The organism is Chlorobaculum parvum NCIB 8327 (assembly GCF_000020505.1).
GTDB classification, from domain to species: Bacteria; Bacteroidota; Chlorobiia; order Chlorobiales; family Chlorobiaceae; genus Chlorobaculum; species Chlorobaculum parvum_A.
Window position 1 is genome coordinate 758,349 of the sequence record NC_011027.1, and the last position, 18,949, is coordinate 777,297.

The window sequence follows — 18,949 nt, forward strand, 5'->3', positions numbered from 1 at the left end:
CTGTGGTAACAGGAACAATGTAGATTTTCAAGTACAAAGTTCCGTGCTTGCGCGGTTCCAGGCAACCGCAAGGGATCCCCCTACATTTTCAACCATCAACGATCAGTTGCCAACTATTTTTCACTCCTTCATCGGCTTCACCATCACGACCTTTTCGCGCTCGAGAATGACGCTGCCGGGACTTTTGCGGTCTTTTTTGACATACTTCTTTTCGGTGTACATCACCGGGACCAGTTCGGAGTGTTTGGCCGAGGAGTGCCAAGCGGCGATTTCGGCGGCGCGTTGAATTTCTGACAGGTTGTGCATGCCTGCGCCTTTGAGCACGCAGTGCGAGCCGGAGGCTCCGCGGGCGTGGAGCCAGATGTCGTTGGGTTTGGCGAAGCCGAAGGTGAGCTTTTCGTTGTTCGCGGCGCTTTTGCCGATGTAGAGGTTGATGTTGGGGCCAAGCGGAATGGCGCGGAACGGGTGCTTTTTTTCCTGCTTCCGGTGCTGGTCCTTGTCGGATTTGCTGCCGGAGGTTTCAAGCAGCCTTCGCAGGCTTTCCGGCGAACCGGTAGCGTGGTCAAGCGCTTGGAGTTTCTGCCGCAGATCGTCGAGCTCCCTGTTGAGTTCGGCGTGGCGGAGCTTGTTGGCTTGGATGCGTTTGCGATTTTTCGTCGCCTGCGTGAAGTACCAGGCGGCGTTTTCCTGAAGGTTGATGCGTGGCTTGAGCGGAATCGTCACGTCAGACGAGCCGGGGTCAAAGAGGTTCGGCACCGTGATCGAGTCGCCGGAAGGCTCCGCGGTTCCGATTGCGCCGGTCAGCAGGTGGCCGTAGGTTTCGTACTGTTGCGCAAGCTCTTCCGGATCGTGCTTGTCGGCCGAGGCCAGCTCTTTTTCGATCTTGCCGATTTTTGCGCTCAGCTCCCGTTTCACTGAGGTCACCTTTTCCTGCTGGCGCAGGTGGCGGTACATTTTGCGGCTGTAGTGGTTGATCGCGTCGAGCACGCTCTCGAAGGGCGTGAATGGCCCGTCGTCGAGCGGCTCAAACAGCGAGAAGCGCGGCGGCTCGCCGAGGCGTTCGATGACGCACGGAGCAGGGGAGGTCAGGTCGTAAAAGAGCGCGACGAAAGTCCGATGGAGCTGCTCCGGCTCTTTGCTTTCCGCCACGTCGAGCAGTCGCCGCACCAGCTTGCGATCAAAGCCTGGCAGCGCTGTCAGCAATCGCCGGTCGAGTGGTTCGTCCTCTCCTGCCTCTTTTAGTTTTCGCACAAACAGTTCTGGATCGTTGGCGAGAGTTTCCAGCGCTCTGAAGTACGGTATGTCAGCGCTTGTCTCCTCAAACGGTGTATTTTCCAGTTTCCGTCCCTCCTTGAAGGTCTCGACGATCTTGCCGTCGCGCACCAGCAGCACGTTGGTTTCGGCGCTGAACATGCGCAGCACGATGGCGTGGCCATCGTCCAGCTCAAAGCTGATCTGCCGGTCGGCGGGCGAGATCGCTACGCCTGTGACCTGCCGCTCATACACCTCCTTCATGAGCCCGGCTGTGTTGCGGCGTTTGCGGTTCAGCCCTTCCTGCATGTGCAGCGAAAAGTGCGGCGAGCGCACCGTGACGACGAGCTGCTCGTGTCGGCCGTCCGGGGTGACGAAGGCCAGCATGACCTCGTTTTTCTGCTGCGAGTGAATCTCGAACAGGTAGCCGCCTGCCAGCCGTTCATGCAGCTCGTCGGCGATATGGTAGAGGGTGAAATAACTTCTGAGCATGTCTGAAAAATCGATCTCGCAAATTGTTGCCAAGCAAGAAGATGAGGGAGAAGGCTCAGCCGTTCAAAAATATTGCGCAGCCGCTTTCTTTACTCTATTTTCCTGAAACAATCTAAAAAGAAGATAACTATGCAGGAAGAAAGCAAAAGCGGTTGTGGTTGCAGTTCGCGAGGCGAAAATGGCGCTGGTGAGCAGGCGCGGCTCGGGTGGCACGAATATTTCATGTGCGTAGCGCACCTCATTTCACGCCGGGCGACCTGCACGCGGGGGCACATCGGTGCGGTGATCGTGCGCGACAACAACATCCTCTCGACCGGCTACAACGGCGCGCCTTCCGGACTGCCGCACTGCAACGAGACCAACTGCAAAATCTACCGCAGTACCCATCCCGACGGCACCGTCGAGGAGAACTGCGTCAACACGATTCACGCCGAAATCAACGCCATCGCACAGGCCGCCAAGCACGGTGTATCGATAAAAGATGCCGATATTTACATCACCGCCAGCCCCTGCATCCACTGCCTGAAGGTGCTCATTAACGTGGGCATCAAAACCATTTATTACGACAAGCCCTACAAGATCGAGCACATCGCCGAGCTGTTGCGCCTGTCGGGTATCAAGCTGGTGCAGGTGCACGCCGAAAACTGCTGAAGGGGGACGGCGCGATGAATCCAAATGTGGGGATGCGTCCGGAGGACGAAGGCCACATGCGGCGATGCCTTGAACTGGCCGAGCGCGGCGCGGGCAGCGTGAGTCCGAATCCGATGGTCGGTTCGGTGATCGTCCATGACGGGCGTGTCATCGGCGAGGGGTGGCACCAGAAGTACGGTGGGCCGCACGCCGAGCCGCACGCCATCGCGTCGGTCGAGGATGAGGCGCTGCTCCGGCAATCGACGCTGTACGTCAATCTGGAGCCGTGTTCGCACCACGGCAAGACGCCGCCGTGCGCCGACCTGATCGTTGAAAAGTGCATTCCGCGCGTTGTCGTTGGTTGCCTCGACCCGCACAAGAAAGTGGCTGGCAAAGGGATTGCCCGGCTCCGGGAGGCGGGCGTCGAAGTGACGGTTGGCGTACTCGAAGCGGAGTCGGAGCGGCTCAACGAGGCGTTCATGACCTCGCATCGCAAGGGCCGACCGTTTGTGGCGCTCAAGACAGCGCAAACGCTCGACGGGCGTATCGCCACCTCGCTTGGCGCGTCGAAGTGGATCACCGGCGAAGCGTCGAGGTGCGAGGTGCACCGGCTGCGATGCGCGTATGACGCCGTGCTGTGCGGCGCTTCGACTGCGCTGGCCGATGACGCCGAGCTGACCGTTCGCTTCTGCGCTGGCCGCCAACCGCTTCGCGTGCTGCTCGATCCCCGGCTTCAGGTGCCGCACGAGTTCCGGATTTTTAACGATGCGGCCAAAACGCTTGTCTTCGCACTTCGAGATGAGGCTGAGCCTGTGTTGGTCAGCCAGCTCGAAGCACGAGGCGTCGAGGTGGTTCTAATCGGCCAGTCTGAAGGCACCCTCGATCTCGCGCAGGTGTTTGCGGAGCTGCACCGTCGGCGGGTGCTCTCGGTGATGGTCGAAGGCGGCAGCCGGTTGTCGGCCGCGATGGTCAGGTCTGGAATCGTGGACAAGTACTACGTGTTCATTGCTCCGAAACTCTTTGGTGACGATGGGTTGCCCTCATTCGGGCCACTCGACGTCATTCGTCCCGACATGGCCACAAAGCTCAGTTTCACGCGAGTCGAGAGGTTCGGCGAAGACCTGCTGGTCGAAGCCTATCCGGTACGCTGATGGCAGGATTTTTTCAAACGTAACGGCAACAACAATCGAGAGAGTGTAAACGCTTTTTCCGGAGGATTCATGAAGAACGACGATCTTGGTAAACTGATTCTGCGTTTGTGCGTCGGGGGGCTTATGCTCTTTCACGGCGTGCACAAGCTGATCTATGGCTACAGCTTTATCATCTCGAAGCTCAAAGATGCGCATTTGCCCTGGCTGCTGGTTCTGGGCGTGCCTGTCGGCGAGGTGGTGGCTCCGTTGCTCATCGTGTTGGGGCTTTACACCCGGCCTGCCGCGCTCATTCAGGCTTTCCTGATGGGCATGGCTGTCTGGCTCGTCCACATGGGCCAGCTCGCCTCGCTTGGTCCGCACGGTGGCTACGCACTCGAACTTCAGGCCTTCTACTTCTTTGGTGCTCTTGCCGTGGCTTTTCTCGGCGCGGGTCGTTACGGCGTCGCGAAGCCGGGTAAATGGAACTGAGCAGGGCCTTCCCTTTTTCCACCCGCTGCGATTGATTGCCATTCCGTCCGAGCCCCTCTCAGGACGGGATGGCTTTCTTTTTTTTGCGGTTTCGCATCAGATCAACTTACCAGACATACGACAAGTGAATGGCCACGTTATTCACGAGTGAAACGGTGATCGATGCTTGATTGCGCAGGAGCAGGGGAATCGGTGGGCATTTGCGTTATATTGAATCCTTTTTTAGCGCTAAACAGGATGGGGCATGGTTCTTCTGACGGTCGAGGGGATTGGCAAGACGTACGGGTTGAAAACGCTGTTCACGGATGTGTCGTTCGGCATCGATGACCGCGACAAGGTGGGCATCATCGGCGCGAACGGCAGTGGCAAGAGTACGCTGATGAAAATTCTGGCCGGCAGCGAGACGCCCGACACCGGGAGGGTGATGGTGTCGAAGGAAAAGAAAATCTCCTACCTGCCGCAGGTCTCGCCGTACGACGCGGACGATACCGTGCTCGAAGCGGTGCTGAAGTCGGGCGATAAAGTCATGGCGCTGATCTGCGAGTACGAACTGGCTCTTGAGGCGCTCGACCATGCAGACGGTGACCAGACCGCGCTGATCGAGAAGGTGACGCACCTGTCGCATGAACTCGACGTGAAGGGCGCGTGGGAGCTGGAGTCGAACGCCAAGGCGGTGCTCGGCAAGCTCGGCCTGAACGATCTGACGGCGAAAATGGGCACGCTCTCCGGCGGCCAGCGCAAGCGCGTCGCGCTCGCCCACGCCCTTGTGGTGCCGAGCGACGCGCTGATTCTCGACGAGCCGACCAACCACCTCGATGCCGACAGCGTCGAGTGGCTCGAAAGCTACATCCGCCGCTACGCCGGGGCGGTGATTCTCATCACGCACGACCGCTACTTCCTCGACCGCGTTGCCACCCGTATGATCGAACTGGACGGCAAAACGGCCAAAACCTACACCGGCGGCTACGCGAGCTACCTCGTTCAGAAGGAGGAAGAGGAGGCGCAGGAGATTCGCGACGAGTGCAAGCGCAACGCACTCGCCAAGCAGGAACTCGAATGGATGCGCACCGGCGCTAAGGCCCGCACCACCAAACAGAAAGCGCGCTTGCAGCGAGCCGAAACGCTGGTCTATGCGCCGAAAAAAGAGCAGAAACAGGAGATGGAGATCGGCTTCGGCGCGGAACGGCTCGGCAACAAGATCGTCGAGTTTCACGACGTCTCGAAATCGTGGGGCGAGAAGAAGCTGCTTCGCTCGTTCGACTACCTGCTCGAAAAGGGCGACCGCATCGGCATCATCGGCCCGAACGGTTCCGGCAAGACCACGCTGCTCGAAATGATCGCCGGACGCACGAAGCCCGACAGCGGGCGCATCGAGATCGGCCCGACGGTCAAAATCGGCTACTACGATCAGGAAAGCCGTTACCTCGACGACGAAAAGCGCGTCATCGAGTACATCAAGGAGGAGGCCGAGCAGATCAAAACGAAGGACGGCACGCTGGTCTCGGCGGCCAAAATGCTTGAACGGTTCCTCTTCGCCCCGTCGGCGCAGTACAATCCCATCGGCAACCTCTCCGGCGGCGAGCGGCGGCGGCTCTACCTGCTGCGTCAGCTCATCGGAGCACCGAACGTGCTCCTGCTCGACGAGCCGACCAACGACCTCGACATCCCCACCCTGCGCGTGCTCGAAGACTACCTCGACACCTTTCCGGGGTGCCTCGTCGTCGTCAGCCACGACCGCTACTTCCTCGACCGCACCGTCGAGCACATTTTCGCCTTCGAGGGCGACGGCATTGTGCGCCGCTATCCAGGCAACTACAGCGTCTATCTCGAAATGAAAGCCGCCACCGCTGCCGAAGAGCAGGCCGCCAAGCCCAAGCCCGCGCCCGCCGCAAAACCCGCGTCCGAGTCGCCGAAGCCGACATCATCGCCCAAGCAGCGCAAACTCAACAGCAAGGAGAAGCGCGAACTTGAGCAACTCGAGCAGGCCATCGCCGAAGCCGAAGAGCGTCAGGAAGCGATCAACGCCGAACTCTCCGCCGCCGGTTCTGACTTCGAGGCGGTACAAAGGCTGGGTGACGAACTGCACAAGATTCAGGAGAAGCTCGAAAGCGACATGGAGCGCTGGGGCGAGTTGGCAGAGCTGGCGTGACGGGAAGCGTGGACGGCGTGGACGGGAAATGAAACGGTGTCGTAGGGGCGAACCTGTGTGTTCGCCCTTGCGGGAGATTACCGGGAATTTGTAGGGGCAACCCTTGCGGTTGCCCATTTGGGAATGCCGAAGAATATCGCGCTTAACAAAATCAGCACCCTGCGCTGTATCGTCGTCTTTTCTTACTCCCAATCGTCCTTTAAGACCCATTCTTCGCACAAAACGCACAACCCGCCATGATCTCGACAATCAACACTCGCCTCGAAGCGCTCGCTGACTTGCCTACGGCGGCAATTCTTCGAGGCTTTTTCAAGACCGGCCCCGGCGAGTATGGCGAGGGCGACCGGTTTCGCGGGATTCGCGTGCCGGTGTTGCGTAAACTTTGCCGGGAGTTCCGGCACGCGGGCATCGAGGTGATCTCAGAGCTGCTCGAATCGCCGTGGCATGAAGACCGGATGCTTGCTTTGTTGCTGCTCATGGAGCGCTATCGCGCGTCGAGCGAAAGCGGCAGGGAAGAGCTGTACGACTTCTACTGCTCACGAAGCGACCGCGTCAACAACTGGGATCTGGTCGATGTCTCTTGCCCGCACATCGTCGGCCGCCACCTGCAGACCCGCGATCGCTCGCCGCTCTACCGCTTCGTCGAGTCCTCGAATCTCTGGGAGCGCCGCATCGCCATCGTTTCCACCTTTCACTTTATCCGCGACAACAATTTTACCGATACTCTCATTCTCGCCGAACGCCTGCTCGCCGACCCCGAAGAGCTGCTCCACAAAGCCACCGGGTGGATGCTCCGTGAAGTCGGCAAGCGCGATCAGCCCCAGCTCGAAGCCTTCCTCGAAGAGTATGCCACAGTCATGCCGCGCACCATGCTTCGGTATGCTATCGAGCGTTTTCCAGAGGAGGAGCGGCTGGCCTATCTGAAAAAGCGCTAAGTGCCGAGCAGCGAGAGGATGGTTCTTTTTACAGGGGAACTTTTATGACTTCTTACGCTGTTTAAATAAAACAGTGAGCAGTAGAAAGCCTGACGTGGCTCTAAGAACTTGTTCGTAAATAAGATGCTCTTTGCTGGAGCCATTGATTGTGTCCATTTTTATTGAGCAAAACCGTATAAAAAACGAACTCATAGCGACTGGAGTTGTTCCTGATAGAGTTCTGTAGCACCATCAAATTTATTTACGAACAAGATCTAAGTATCTGACCACTTACGTCATATCTCTTACTTGAACTTGTGCCATCCACAGTTCCGTATCAAATGAACAAGTCATTTGATACAATCAGTACCCAGTACATTATTGTTTAATCGCTTGCGCAACAATGAGTTATTTGTTGAGGCAGGAGGTGTTTATCGTCTTTTTCATAGGGCGCCTCGAAACGTGATTATTGCTTTTTATTACTGCATTTTTTTGTTTGCTCGCTGTTGTTCAGTCCGCTTCACTCTCGTCGATCAGATGCGGGCATAACGATTTTTCAATGAAAACAAAGGGACGGTGTAAAATGCTTGAGACCATTGCCATCATATTGATAATCCTCTGGCTGCTTGGATTGGTAACCTCTTACACCATGGGAGGGCTGATTCATATACTTCTCGTTATTGCGATCGTGGTGATTGTGATTCGTCTCATTCAAGGACGACGGATTTTGTGATGTGATGACTGAATTCAGCAAAGCAGGTCGTTGCATCAGCAGGTCAGCCACTGGTATGAGCGCGATCGGCGTGATGAGAAGAGAATGAGGCATTACGCCGATCCTCCGAATCGAGATGAAAAACGATAGTGGACTGTGTGTGATGAGGGATTGTTGGCTGATGGAGCGATCTGGAAAGTTTTTGATAAAAAACATGTTAGCAGGAGATGATAATGAGAAAAAGTATTTGTCTTGCAACAGCAAGCGTCGTGATGGCATTCGTAAGTTTTACTGCAAATGCCAACAATGCACAGGCTATGTCGAACAGGAGAGGAGGTCCCTCCATTGTGATCAGTTCACACCCTGATTTTATCTACCTGACCGATCAGGGATTTTCAATATCTGTAGGCAGCCCCTATGATATTATCAGCTACGACAACCTGTATTACCTCTACCAGGATGGCGGCTGGTACAGATCACCTGATTACCGGGGGCCATGGGTATATATCAAGGAGAGCAGGTTGCCAGACCGGATAAGACGTCATCGCATCGAGGATATACGCAGATACCGCGACGTCGAGTACAGGAGACACGACAACCGGAATAACATGGATCAGCGACGCAACGATAACCGGAATAATATGGATCAGCGACGCGACGACAACCGGAGGTAGCGCCGGGACGAAATACGCTTGTAACTGTTACAGATTGCAAGCGTATTTCGCCCTGCTCTGAGGCGATAAACAGATTTGGTTTGCAAGTCCCATGACGTCAATGAAAGGGCAAGTTTTGATGGGAAAAAGGTTAACGGAAGAATCACCATGAAAAAGTACATAGGGTTGAGTGCTGTCATTGCGGGAATGCTTCTTGGTGTTCCATCGGTCAATGCACCAGCGGCAGTCCATACGACATAATCTACTACGGGAACCGCTACTATTTGTACCATGCCGGTCGCTGGTACCGTTCCTATAGTTATCGCGGGCCGTGGTTTTTCATCCAGAACGCCCGGATTCCTTTAAGGATAAGAAGACACCGCTGGGAGGATATTCGCAGGTACCGCGACATAGAGTATCGTCGGTCTGACTGGCGAAATAACAGGTATCAACGCAACGATGATGGCCGAAGGAGATTACTCGAGAAAAAGTACAAGGCACCAGAGGGCAGGCAGCTCCAGGAACAACCAAACAGAATTCCAGAGGGTCGGAAGGTCTCGGAGCCGTCAAGAAAGAGTGATGACAAAGATGGGAAAAAAGGCGAGAACGATAAACGAGCAGATTAGGGGAAGGGAAAGAGAGCTTTATTCTATGTATAGCATAACGTTAGCCGATGGAGGAACCATGATTGATGTGAAAAAAATGCCAATTGACTTGATGGATGATATATATAGTCTTGCTTATTGGATGACAAGCTCTGAAAAATCTGCGAGTGATCTTTTAAACAGGGTATATCTGAATGTCGATATTGAAAGCTCTGAAAAAGAGGTTATCAAAATGTTCAGAAACTGTTATTTCGATAGTATTGGAGTTGAACTTATTTCCGGTTTTACGAATAATCTGTACCGAGCAGAAAATAATTTTACGCAATCATTTTTGCGATGGTTTGAGGATATAAAGCTCTCGGTTCTGCTGTCTGAGATATCCTGCCTTAAACATCGTGATATTTCTGAAATAACAGGAGAGTCTCTCGAAACAATAAGAATGTGGTTATCCTGGGGGCGCAAACAGGTCGGCAATGGCAATCTGTTTAATTATTGTCCCTTGTCGAAAGCTGTGGGCTTCTGAAACAAAGGTTACTATAGACTTATTTTGTGTGTCTCAGGAATGATGGTGCAATGAATGGCAATTAAAAGAATAAAGGAGAATTGTGATGAACACGAAAGATGCCTACAAACAAAAGGCTGAAGCAGAACTGGAGATCGCGCACGCCAGAGTCGCTGAATTCAAGGCCAAAGCGAAGAATTTTACTGCCGATACTCGTATCAAATATGCCAAACATCTCGACGAGCTTGAGCATGGTGTTGAAACGGCAAAGGCCAGGTTGAAGGAATTGGGCGAGGCGGGAGAGGATGGTTGGGAAAAATTGAAGGATGGCGTTGAAAAGGCAATGAATGGATTACGCAAAGCCATTCATGATGTTGCGGAAAAGTTTAAGGATTGAGGATGATGCTTTGATTGGCAATAAAATAAACTAAAGGAGCTTATCATGAAAATCTATGCATTGTTGGTAATTATGTTGCTGGCAATTTTCGGATGCACAACAACATACAAAGGCTCAATAAAAGGATCATCCAATCAGGATGCCTCAAAAAGCAACAAAGATATCGTTGGTAATTCAAATGAAAATCCAACAAGGCCTTAGCTATTTATCAAGCGTTTTGAGGACGATGCTTATTGAGCGCAAAAGATTGAATGTTAGCAGCCAGGATTTATCGTTCGACTGCTGACATTCTAAATCTTCCTCCTAAAAGCATTGTATTTCATAGCCTTGAGATGAAGATTTCAAATACCTGATGACGTTGCTTTTCGAATCGCTGAACCAATCCATGACGGCGCCCTGTCAATGCCGTCCAGAATCACTATGGGGCTCAGTGAGGATGCCGTAGGTAACAAATACGAAACAATGTGCCTGTCGCTGATAGAAAGCTTGGCAGATGAGGTCTGACTTGCTGGTCAACGTCATGTTAAGCGGTTATTATAAAATTGTTTAGGTTATTGTGGCTTATAGTCATGACGCGTTACTTTTCTGAAGATAAAAGTCTACTTCGATGAACGTTCTGCTCATCTATCCTGAATTTCCAGATACGTTCTGGAGCTTTAAGCATGCGCTGAAATTTGTCGGCAAGAAAGCTGCTTTACCACCTCTTGGATTGCTAACCATAGCGTCGATGCTTCCTGAACAGTGGGGCCGAAAGCTTCTTGATCTCAATGTAAGTCCGCTTAAAGCAAAAGATCTTTTATGGGCTGATATGGTTTTTATCAGCGCAATGGCTGTTCAGCAGAAGTCTGCAAAGGAAGTGATTGAGCGATGCCATAATGTCGGCATAAAACTGGTTGCTGGTGGCCCATTGTTTACTGCCGGGTATGAACAATATCCGGATGTCGATCATTTCGTGTTAAATGAGGCAGAACTGACCTTTCCTCCTTTCCTTGAAGATATGAAACAAGGGTTGCCTGACAGAATCTATACCACGGATAAGTTTGCTGATATAACGAGCACACCGGCACCAGAGTGGCAACTGCTTGACATGGAAAAATATGCATCTATGGCCATACAGTTTTCAAGAGGATGTCCTTACCAGTGTGATTTTTGTAATATCACCGCCCTCCTGGGCCATAAAATACGCACCAAAACAAGCGCTCAAATTATCAGAGAGCTTGACGCTCTTCGTAAGCTTGGATGGAAAGGTACTGTTTTTTTTGTTGACGATAATTTCATTGCCAATAAATCGTATCTGAAAAAAGAGCTGCTTCCGCAACTGATCGCCTGGCGAAAGGCGAACTCACTGACAAATCAGTACTATACCGAATGTTCCATAAATCTGGCTGATGATCCGGAACTCATGGATCTCATGGTGCAGGCAGGCTTTAACCAGGTCTTTATTGGCATTGAAACACCTGATGATTCTGCCTTGAAGGCGTGTGGAAAACAGCACAATACTTCGAGAAATCTTCTTGACAACATCAGGCTGATTCAGCATGCCGGTCTGGAGGTCATGGGTGGGTTTATCGTCGGTTTTGACAGCGATACCCCTTCGATTTTTTCAAAACAAATCGAATTTATTCAGCAAAGCGGTATTGTGACTGCCATGGTAGGTATTCTGCAGGCATTGCCAGGTACGAAATTGTATGAACGGATGAAGCTCGAAGGCCGGCTGTTGAACAATTCAAGCGGCGACAATGCTGATGGCAATACCAATATCATACCCAAAATGGATTCCGAGCTTCTGCGAAAAGGCTATATGAAGATGATGCTCTATCTCTATGCGCCAAAGAACTACTACCAACGCATACGGACATTGATTAAGGAATACAAGGTACCGGAAATAAAAAACCGTATCAGGATATCCCAGTTTATGGCTTTTGTGCGTTCGGTAGTACTGCTTGGTGTTGTTGGAAAGGAGCGCGTTCAGTACTGGAGTATGTTGATCTGGACCATTGTACATCACCGCCGTGCACTGCCTCTTGCAATAACGCTGGCTATTTACGGTAATCATTTTCGCAAAGTTTCGCAGTTGTATATCAGGAAGGAAGATTCGCTGGTGAATCCGGTTTGATAATACACGGTAGTCATAATCACTCATTCGATAGACGGTGAACTCAGGATTTTCATTATCACGATCCATTGGATCATCAGGTCTCTTGTTAACTGGTCGTTTGCGTCTGGCAACGATCACGATTGTTGCTGTCATGCAACTCATATTTTCACTCTATCCGCGTCTATGCAAAGCAGAAGAGTTTCCTCAAGCACAGCCTTCAGAAGCTGCCAGGGAATACGAAAAACTGCTTGAAATTGATCTCTCAAAGATGCCGGATGGCGTTACCGGCATGAAAAGTACTGTTTACATCAACGCACTTCCTGTTACGGTATGGAAGGTTCTTACCGATTACAATAACCTCAAGCGTTATATCCCGAGAATGACGGAAAGTGATCTTGTTGAGGAAAATGGCGACTTGAAAGTGATTGCTTTAATCGGTGAGTTTCGAGTACTTTTTTTTAAAAAAACCATTCGATTATCAATCAACATGCATGAAACCTATCCTTCAAGAATCGATTATGAAAAAATTTCAGGTGATTTCGAAATCTACAGAGGCTCCTGGATACTTCAGGCCTATTCATCCAAAGGAACCATATTAACCTATAAATCAGAAATTAAACCTTCTTTTGTCGCACCAGACTTTATTTTTCAGGGCGTTCTTAAAAAAGACATGGTTGCAGGACTTACTGCACTAAAAGCAGAGGCGGAACGGTTGCAAGTGATTGATTCTGGCAAGCCGGCAGACCAAAAGAAATGAATTCTGGCCTGATTTTCGGAAATGGCGCTTCCGGGGAAGACGTCTCTTCCCGGGTCTGTCAGGAGGTTTGGCGTTGGCTTCTACAGCTTGTGCCTCACGTAAGGGAACACGGCGGTGCTCCGTTGCAATTCATTCATCATTTCCCATCTTCACCCGTCTGCCACAGCCCGAAGCTCAGCATGTCAGCCAGCGATTCGAACTGCTTGGTCTTGGTGTCGCCTATGCCGTGACCGGCTTTGTAATCCGTGAAGAAGAGTACGGGCTTGCCGGAGGCGGTCGCTTCCTGTAACCTTGCGGCGAATTTGGCGGGTTGCCAGGCGGGGACTCGGGGGTCGTTCATGCCTGCGGTGATGAGTGCTGCCGGATACTTTACGCCGTTGCGGATGTGCAGGTAGGCGTCCATTTCGAGGAGCGCTTTGCAATCGTCCGGATTCTTCACCGTGCCGAATTCGGGGACGTTGACCGGGCCGTTGGGGCTGAATTCGCCCCGAAGCGCGTTGAGCACGCCGACTTGCGGCATGGCGGCGGCGAAGAGGTCGGGGCGTTCGGTTATGGCGCGTCCGATGAGGATGCCGCCCGCGCTGCCGGCGTTGATGGCGATGTGCTCGGGCGAGGTGTAGCCCTCCTTAATCAAATATTCAGCGCAGGCGATGAGGTCTTTCCAGGTGTTCGGCTTGGTCGATTTCATGCCCGCCTTGTGCCAGTCGTCGCCCAGCTCGCCGCCGCCGCGTACGTGGGCCACGGCGATCATGCCGCCCCGGTGCGTCCAGAGCAGGAACGAGGGGCTGAAGAAAGGGGTGATCGAGTTGCCGTACGCACCGTAACCGTAGATCAGCACGGGGGTTTTGCCGTCCTTTTTCATGCCACGATTGAAGATTAGCGACAGCGGCACCTTGACGCCGTCGTGCGACGGAACCATCACTTCGCGGACTTCGAGGTTGTCGTATTCGGGATAGCTCGCCTTCGACGAGAGCGTTTCGTCGATGAAGCGGTTGTGCTTCGCATCGTAGCGGTAGCGGCGGTAGTCGTGGTTCCAGCCGCCCATGATTGCCCACAGTTCAGGCTGGTCGAACCCTTTCGAGCTGATCGACATCGTGCCCGCCTCGAACGGGGTTTCGATCTTTTGCGGCTGCGTGTCGCCGTAGTTCAGATGATACAACTCCTCCCGGACGCCGTTGGTGGAGATGGTATAAAACAGTCCGTTGTCGGTCAGTGCAAGGGCGGTCAGCGTGCCTTCTGCCGGTTCCGGAATGACCGTTTCGGCGGTCGCCAGATCAGGTCGGTCGAGCGAGGTTTTCAGTACCTTGAAGCGCGGAGCGTTTTTCGGTGTGAAGAGGTAGAGATCGTGCTTCGTTGCCGCGAAATCGTACACCTCGTCCTCCGCACGCAGGAGCGGCTTCCACGGAATTGATGCTTTGCGAATCGCGTCGTCATCGGCGTACCACGCGGTGATGCGCGGATCGACGCTGCTCACGAAGGCGTAGAGTTTGCGGCTTTTGTCGTCGTACGAAACATACGGGATGTCCTCCGCTCTGATCTTCAGTTCGGGATCGTGCGTGCGCGAAAAGATTTCGGGGTCGGTCGAAGGGTCGGTGCCGACGAAGTGCAGATAAACGCGGCTGTCTTTCTGACGATCCTGGTCGAGCGGATCGTTGCTGTTCATGCGGGTGTAGAAAAACGCCTTGCCGCAGGGCAGCCACGATGGGGAGGCGAAGCGGCAACGGTCGATCCGTTCGGGCCAGATGTGGCCGTTTTTGACATCCATGACGAAAAGAATTGCGTCCTCCGACCCGTTTGCGGAGACGCCGATCACCACCTTCGAGCCGTCGATATTCGGCGAAACCCGGCTGATGACGAACGCGCCGTCGCTGCCGTCTTTGTAGGTCGTCGGGTCGAAGAGCAGTCGCTCCTTGCCTTTGTATCCTTTGCGGAAAAAGAGCTTGCCGGTTTCGTCCGCAGGCGTTTGCTTGAGGTAGAAGTAGCGGTCGTTGTCGGTAATCGAGAGGTTGTAAATCTTCTCCGGACGCCGCTTGTCGAACTCCACCATTTTTGCGATCAGCTCGCTACGTCCCGGAATGGCGTCAAGCACCGCGCGCGCATGATCAGCCTCACGCTTGTACCAGGCTTGGACTTTCGGGTCTTTGAGATTTTCGAGCGGGCGATAGGGGTCGGCGATGCGCTCGCCACAGACGGTTTCGACCACGTTGGAGGACGGCGCCTCCATGTTAGCCTTGCTTCCTGCAAAGGCCGGAAGCGACGAGATGAGCAGCAGGGCAACGAGGTGCAGGAGGGCGGGAAGTCGGAGCTTTCGCATACGGTATCAGGGATCGTTTTGGATGGCTTAAGAAATTGGGCTGAAGCCCTGATTAATTTTGTCTCTATCCATAATCCCCGTCCCGAAAGCTTTCGGGACGGGGCAACTGACCTCAAATGTAAGAGGCTTAATGTCCGTCGGGATGAATCCCTCCTGAATGTAAGAAGCCGGGGCAAAATGAATGCATGCCAGGTAGATTTCATCGCCTGTTCATGGGAGGCTGCTAATTGGCTTTTATTACTAATACTCTTGTAACAATTGCCCCGGACTTTAGTCCGGGGTGTATAAGTAGATTAAAATATTATAGGGCTTTAGCCCAATCTCTGCCTGAGACGTCTTTTTTGTTTTTAACTCGCATTCAGCTTCTTCAGCAGGAAGGCCATCGACTTGCCGAGGTCGCGCATGTTGTCCATGCCTTCGGTGTCGTTGACCACCTCGCCGCCGTCGCGTCCGCCGAAGCCGAGGTTCCAGTAGGTCGAGCCGACCATGAACATCTGGCAGATCTGGAAGAGATGGTTGATGCTGTCGTAGGCGTGCACGCCGCCGCCGCGACGGAGCGAGACGATCGATGCGCCCACCTTGTGGCGGAAGAGCTGGCCGTTGGTTCTCGACACAAAGCCTGAGCGGTCGATGAGCGCTTTCAGCTCCGGGGTGATGTCGGCGAAATAGACCGGCGAGCCGAGAATCATGCCGTTGGCCTCGACCATCTTTTCAAAAATTTCATTGAAGCCGTCTTTGGTCGAACACTTGCTGTTCTTGTTCCTGATGCAGGCGTAGCAAGCGCGACAGCCCTTGATGTCGGTGCCTCCGACCTGGATCAGTTCCGTTTCGATGCCCTCCTGTTCGAGCGTCTCGAAGACGGTTTTGAGCATGATCGAGGTGTTGCCCGCCGGGCGGGGGCTGCCATTGATTCCGATGACTTTCATTGGTTTGCGCTGTTCCGGATGAGTATTCGCCATCCGGAGAGTTCATAAAGAGATACCGGCAATATAAGCGATAAGCTCGGAGAAGTAACGCCGGGGAGCGGCAAACCGTTTTCAGGATTGAGAGGCCGTCATAACGGTTCGGATTTTTTCAAGCACGAGCTCCATATCTTCCGGCAGGGGGGCGGAGAAGGAGAGCGGTTCGCCGGTGGTGGGCTGGCGGAAACGGAGGGTCTGGGCGTGCAGCGCCTGGCGGGACATCAGCTCCAGCAGATTGCGGGTGAACGGTTCGCTTTTGCTGAATGGCAGCGTGCGCGGTGTCGCGCCGCCGTAGGTTTCGTCGCCGAGGATGGAGTGGCCGAGGTGTTGCAGGTGCACACGGATCTGGTGCGTCCGACCCGTGTGCAGCGTCACATCCATCAGCGAGAAGTATCCGAGGTCTTCGACAACCTGGTAGTCGGTGATGGCGTGTTTGCCTTCAGCGCCTTCGTAAGGGAAGTTGGCCATTACCTTGCGGTTTTTGTGCGAGCGACCGATGTTGGTTTTAATGGTGCCGGACTCCGCTTTTGGAACGCCCCAGACGATCGCTTTATAGACCTTTTCGACCTGCCGGTTGGCGAACTGCCGCGCGAGTTTGTGCAGCGCCGTCGGGTTTTTGGCGATGATGATGAGGCCCGAGGTGTCCTTGTCGAGCCGGTGCACGATGCCGGGTCGCATCTCTGTTTTGTCGAGCTCGTCGGCATCCTTGCCGAGGTGGTGCAGAATCGCGTTGGCGAGCGTACCCGTCCAGTTGCCGAACGCCGGATGCACCACCATGCCGGCCTCCTTGTCGATCACCATGAGGTCGTCATCCTCGTAGAGAATGGTGATCGGAATGTCCTCCGGCGCAAGTTCCGGGGCGGGCGGGCGCAGGAAGGTGAGGTGGATGTGGTCGCACGATTTGACGCGGTAGTTCGACTTGACCGGTTTGCCGTTGACCAGCACGCGCCCCTCCTCGATGGCCGCTTGCACCTTGTTGCGCGTCATGTTCTCGACCTGCTGGGTGAGGTAGCGGTCGATGCGCATCGGCGTCTGCACTTTGCTGACATCGAGGGTCATCGTCTTCGGCGCGGCTTCGGGCTGAAGCTCTTCCGGTGATTCGGTTTTTAGCGGCTCTTTTTGCATTTTGTTGCGGCTTCGGTCGCGCCATGAAAAAATTGGTATCCCAACGAGTCAGGATTGGGTGGTGCTGAAAATCCTCACGTGACCCCGGCTTGAAAGCCGGGGCAAAGTGAATGTAAGAGTTCTGAATGTCCGCAGGGTTGAAACCCCGCTGAAGAGCTCCGGTTTCTGTGCTTCAGCCGTCTTCCCCGACAAGTCGGGGTCGTGACATTTTTTCGAAGGCGCGTCATGACTCGTGAATGTTATTATAGTCAAAGAATCATCCTTTGCAACTTTGATCGTTTGTCTTCGCTGATTCGAGGCGTGGTTGCGGTCAATAAATTCAGAATTCCATGCAGCAGTCAGAGAGTTCGTCAGCGCAGTTCGATGTGGCTGTCATCGGTTCCGGCCCCGGTGGTTACGAAGCGGCGCTTCATGCAGCCCGTCACGGCATGAAGGTGTGTCTTGTTGAAAAGGCTTCGCTTGGCGGGGTTTGCGTGAACTGGGGCTGTATTCCGACCAAGGCGCTGCTCCGGAGTGCCGAAGTGTACGATCTGGCGAAGAATCCGTCGGAGTTCGGCGTGAACGTCAGCGAGTTGTCGTTTGATCTCGCGCAGGCTGTCAAGCGCAGCCGGAAGGTGTCGCTGAAAAGTTCCAAAGGTGTCGAATTCATGCTGAAAAAGGCAAAGGTCGAGGTGTGGAGAGGCGAAGCGGTGCTGACTGGTAGTAAAGGTGTGAAGGTGACCGCGGAGGATGGTTCGGAGCGTTCGCTCGAAGCGGCGAACATCATCGTCGCGACCGGCGCGCAGCCGCGCGTAATTCCGGGGCTTGAACCGGACGGCAAGAAGATCATCACGAGCCGAGAGGCGCTGATTCTGAAAGATGTTCCGGAGTCGATGATCGTGGTCGGCGGCGGGGCGATCGGCGTCGAGATGGCCTGGTTCTACGCCAAGGCGGGGGCGAAAGTGACCATCGTCGAACTGATGCCGCGCTTGTTGCCAGCTGAGGAGGCGGAGGTTTCCGAAGCGCTGAAACGCTCGTTCGAGAAGGTGGATATTACCGTGCAGTGCGGTGCGAAGCTCGGCAATGTCGCCATCAGCGAGTTCGGTGTGAATGCCGATTTGCTCGCGGAGGGGAAGGAGCCTCAGAAAATCGAGGCTTCGTGTATGCTCGTGGCGGTGGGCGTGACTGGCGTCATCGATGGCCTCGGCCTCGATGCGGCGGGCATCGAGACGGAGCGCGGATTCATTCGCACCGACGAACTGTGCCGCACCTCCGCATCCGGCATTTACGCTATCGGCGACGTGCGTGGCGGAATGCTGCTGGCGCATAAGGCCTCGGCGGAGGCGGCGATTGCGGTCGAGGCAATCGCCGGAAAGTTGCCCGAGCCGCTATCCGAGCCGTTGATTCCTCGATGTGTCTATGCCCAGCCCTCGGTGGCATCGGTCGGCCTGACCGAAGAGGCTGCGATTGCGGCGGGTTACAAGGTGCTGGTCGGACGTTCGCAGTTTGCTGCATCCGGTAAAGCCAACGCCTACGGCCAGCTCGAAGGCTTCGTCAAGCTGGTCTTCAACGCCGAAACCGGCAAGATGCTCGGCGGCCACCTCATCGGCCACGACGCGGTCGAGCTGATCGGCGAATTGGGGCTGGCGTGCCGCTACGGCGTGACCGCCGAAGGGCTGGTCGGCACGGTGCACGCGCACCCGACGCTCTCGGAGACGGTTCGCGAGGCCGCGTTCGCCGCGCTGCAAAGCAAGGGGTGACCGGGTGAGCGGGTTTTCGATCAGTCGGAT

Annotated in this window: 17 protein-coding genes; 13 read left to right on the forward strand and 4 right to left on the reverse strand. The window is 54.3% G+C overall.

The features are described 5' to 3' along the window. Positions 1 to 120 precede the first annotated feature (120 nt). Positions 121 to 1,743, reverse strand: coding sequence for an NFACT RNA binding domain-containing protein (locus CPAR_RS03640; RefSeq protein ID WP_012501961.1), 1,623 nt, complete (start codon positions 1,741 to 1,743; stop codon positions 121 to 123). Between the two features lie 129 nt (positions 1,744 to 1,872). Here CPAR_RS03640 and CPAR_RS03645 point away from each other — a divergent pair, with 129 nt between their 5' ends. From CPAR_RS03645 to CPAR_RS03690, 12 genes are all read left to right on the forward strand, one after another. Next, positions 1,873 to 2,394 (forward strand): deoxycytidylate deaminase, encoded by a 522-nt coding sequence (locus tag CPAR_RS03645; RefSeq protein ID WP_012501962.1) that lies wholly within the window; start codon positions 1,873 to 1,875, stop codon positions 2,392 to 2,394. Between the two features lie 14 nt (positions 2,395 to 2,408). Then, positions 2,409 to 3,524, forward strand: a complete 1,116-nt coding sequence (ribD, locus tag CPAR_RS03650; RefSeq protein WP_012501963.1) for a bifunctional diaminohydroxyphosphoribosylaminopyrimidine deaminase/5-amino-6-(5-phosphoribosylamino)uracil reductase RibD — start codon at positions 2,409 to 2,411, stop codon at positions 3,522 to 3,524. Positions 3,525 to 3,593: 69 nt separating this feature from the next. Further along, positions 3,594 to 3,992: a DoxX family protein gene (locus CPAR_RS03655; RefSeq protein WP_012501964.1), complete on the forward strand. Its 399-nt coding sequence runs from the start codon at positions 3,594 to 3,596 to the stop codon at positions 3,990 to 3,992. Between the two features lie 244 nt (positions 3,993 to 4,236). Next, complete coding sequence (locus CPAR_RS03660) at positions 4,237 to 6,141, forward strand: ABC-F family ATP-binding cassette domain-containing protein (protein ID WP_012501965.1); 1,905 nt, start codon at positions 4,237 to 4,239, stop codon at positions 6,139 to 6,141. 236 nt (positions 6,142 to 6,377) lie between these two features. Beyond that, positions 6,378 to 7,076 carry a DNA alkylation repair protein gene (locus tag CPAR_RS03665; protein ID WP_012501966.1) on the forward strand — a complete coding sequence of 233 codons (699 nt, stop codon included), beginning with the start codon at positions 6,378 to 6,380 and terminating at the stop codon, positions 7,074 to 7,076. 562 nt (positions 7,077 to 7,638) lie between these two features. Then, positions 7,639 to 7,788 carry a lmo0937 family membrane protein gene (locus CPAR_RS10965; RefSeq protein ID WP_012501967.1) on the forward strand — a complete coding sequence of 50 codons (150 nt, stop codon included), beginning with the start codon at positions 7,639 to 7,641 and terminating at the stop codon, positions 7,786 to 7,788. A 212-nt stretch (positions 7,789 to 8,000) separates the two neighbouring features. Then, entirely contained in the window at positions 8,001 to 8,441 is a 441-nt protein-coding gene (locus tag CPAR_RS03670) for a YXWGXW repeat-containing protein (protein WP_012501968.1), read from the forward strand. A gap of 438 nt (positions 8,442 to 8,879) precedes the next feature. Further along, positions 8,880 to 9,548: a hypothetical protein gene (locus CPAR_RS03675; protein ID WP_232203968.1), complete on the forward strand. Its 669-nt coding sequence runs from the start codon at positions 8,880 to 8,882 to the stop codon at positions 9,546 to 9,548. Between the two features lie 85 nt (positions 9,549 to 9,633). Then, the gene (locus CPAR_RS03680; protein ID WP_012501970.1) at positions 9,634 to 9,924 is read left to right on the forward strand and encodes a sll1863 family stress response protein; all 291 of its coding nucleotides are present in this window, start codon (positions 9,634 to 9,636) and stop codon (positions 9,922 to 9,924) included. Positions 9,925 to 9,969: 45 nt separating this feature from the next. Next, complete coding sequence (locus tag CPAR_RS11135; protein WP_198002631.1) at positions 9,970 to 10,125, forward strand: hypothetical protein; 156 nt, start codon at positions 9,970 to 9,972, stop codon at positions 10,123 to 10,125. A gap of 406 nt (positions 10,126 to 10,531) precedes the next feature. Further along, on the forward strand, positions 10,532 to 12,040 hold the full coding sequence (locus tag CPAR_RS03685) for a B12-binding domain-containing radical SAM protein (RefSeq protein WP_012501971.1): 1,509 nt from the start codon (positions 10,532 to 10,534) through the stop codon (positions 12,038 to 12,040). Positions 12,041 to 12,077: 37 nt separating this feature from the next. Then, positions 12,078 to 12,779 (forward strand): SRPBCC family protein, encoded by a 702-nt coding sequence (locus CPAR_RS03690; RefSeq protein ID WP_156773364.1) that lies wholly within the window; start codon positions 12,078 to 12,080, stop codon positions 12,777 to 12,779. 136 nt (positions 12,780 to 12,915) lie between these two features. Here CPAR_RS03690 and CPAR_RS03695 read toward each other — a convergent pair whose 3' ends face one another. From CPAR_RS03695 to CPAR_RS03705, 3 genes are all read right to left on the reverse strand, one after another. After that, entirely contained in the window at positions 12,916 to 15,093 is a 2,178-nt protein-coding gene (locus CPAR_RS03695; protein WP_012501973.1) for a prolyl oligopeptidase family serine peptidase, read from the reverse strand. Positions 15,094 to 15,440: 347 nt separating this feature from the next. Next, the gene (locus CPAR_RS03700; RefSeq protein ID WP_012501974.1) at positions 15,441 to 16,019 is read right to left on the reverse strand and encodes a flavodoxin family protein; all 579 of its coding nucleotides are present in this window, start codon (positions 16,017 to 16,019) and stop codon (positions 15,441 to 15,443) included. A 111-nt stretch (positions 16,020 to 16,130) separates the two neighbouring features. Then, positions 16,131 to 17,180 (reverse strand): RluA family pseudouridine synthase, encoded by a 1,050-nt coding sequence (locus CPAR_RS03705; protein WP_012501975.1) that lies wholly within the window; start codon positions 17,178 to 17,180, stop codon positions 16,131 to 16,133. A gap of 329 nt (positions 17,181 to 17,509) precedes the next feature. On the opposite strand from CPAR_RS03705, the gene lpdA reads away from it, so the two are divergent. Further along, the gene (lpdA, locus tag CPAR_RS03710) at positions 17,510 to 18,919 is read left to right on the forward strand and encodes a dihydrolipoyl dehydrogenase (protein WP_012501976.1); all 1,410 of its coding nucleotides are present in this window, start codon (positions 17,510 to 17,512) and stop codon (positions 18,917 to 18,919) included. Positions 18,920 to 18,949 lie beyond the last annotated feature (30 nt).

Bases quoted from the DNA above. Each gene is read 5' to 3' on its own strand.
- CPAR_RS03640 (WP_012501961.1), bottom strand. From the start codon at position 1,743: ATGCTCAGAAGTTATTTCACCCTCTACCATATCGCCGACGAGCTGCAT.
- CPAR_RS03680 (WP_012501970.1), top strand. From the start codon at position 9,634: ATGAACACGAAAGATGCCTACAAACAAAAGGCTGAAGCAGAACTGGAG.
- CPAR_RS03685 (WP_012501971.1), top strand. From the start codon at position 10,532: ATGAACGTTCTGCTCATCTATCCTGAATTTCCAGATACGTTCTGGAGC.
- CPAR_RS11135 (WP_198002631.1), top strand. From the start codon at position 9,970: ATGAAAATCTATGCATTGTTGGTAATTATGTTGCTGGCAATTTTCGGA.
- CPAR_RS03665 (WP_012501966.1), top strand. From the start codon at position 6,378: ATGATCTCGACAATCAACACTCGCCTCGAAGCGCTCGCTGACTTGCCT.
- CPAR_RS03700 (WP_012501974.1), bottom strand. From the start codon at position 16,019: ATGAAAGTCATCGGAATCAATGGCAGCCCCCGCCCGGCGGGCAACACC.
- ribD (WP_012501963.1), top strand. From the start codon at position 2,409: ATGAATCCAAATGTGGGGATGCGTCCGGAGGACGAAGGCCACATGCGG.
- CPAR_RS03660 (WP_012501965.1), top strand. From the start codon at position 4,237: ATGGTTCTTCTGACGGTCGAGGGGATTGGCAAGACGTACGGGTTGAAA.
- CPAR_RS03705 (WP_012501975.1), bottom strand. From the start codon at position 17,180: ATGCAAAAAGAGCCGCTAAAAACCGAATCACCGGAAGAGCTTCAGCCC.
- CPAR_RS03695 (WP_012501973.1), bottom strand. From the start codon at position 15,093: ATGCGAAAGCTCCGACTTCCCGCCCTCCTGCACCTCGTTGCCCTGCTG.
- CPAR_RS03655 (WP_012501964.1), top strand. From the start codon at position 3,594: ATGAAGAACGACGATCTTGGTAAACTGATTCTGCGTTTGTGCGTCGGG.
- lpdA (WP_012501976.1), top strand. From the start codon at position 17,510: ATGCAGCAGTCAGAGAGTTCGTCAGCGCAGTTCGATGTGGCTGTCATC.
- CPAR_RS03645 (WP_012501962.1), top strand. From the start codon at position 1,873: ATGCAGGAAGAAAGCAAAAGCGGTTGTGGTTGCAGTTCGCGAGGCGAA.
- CPAR_RS03670 (WP_012501968.1), top strand. From the start codon at position 8,001: ATGAGAAAAAGTATTTGTCTTGCAACAGCAAGCGTCGTGATGGCATTC.
- CPAR_RS10965 (WP_012501967.1), top strand. From the start codon at position 7,639: ATGCTTGAGACCATTGCCATCATATTGATAATCCTCTGGCTGCTTGGA.
- CPAR_RS03675 (WP_232203968.1), top strand. From the start codon at position 8,880: ATGATGGCCGAAGGAGATTACTCGAGAAAAAGTACAAGGCACCAGAGG.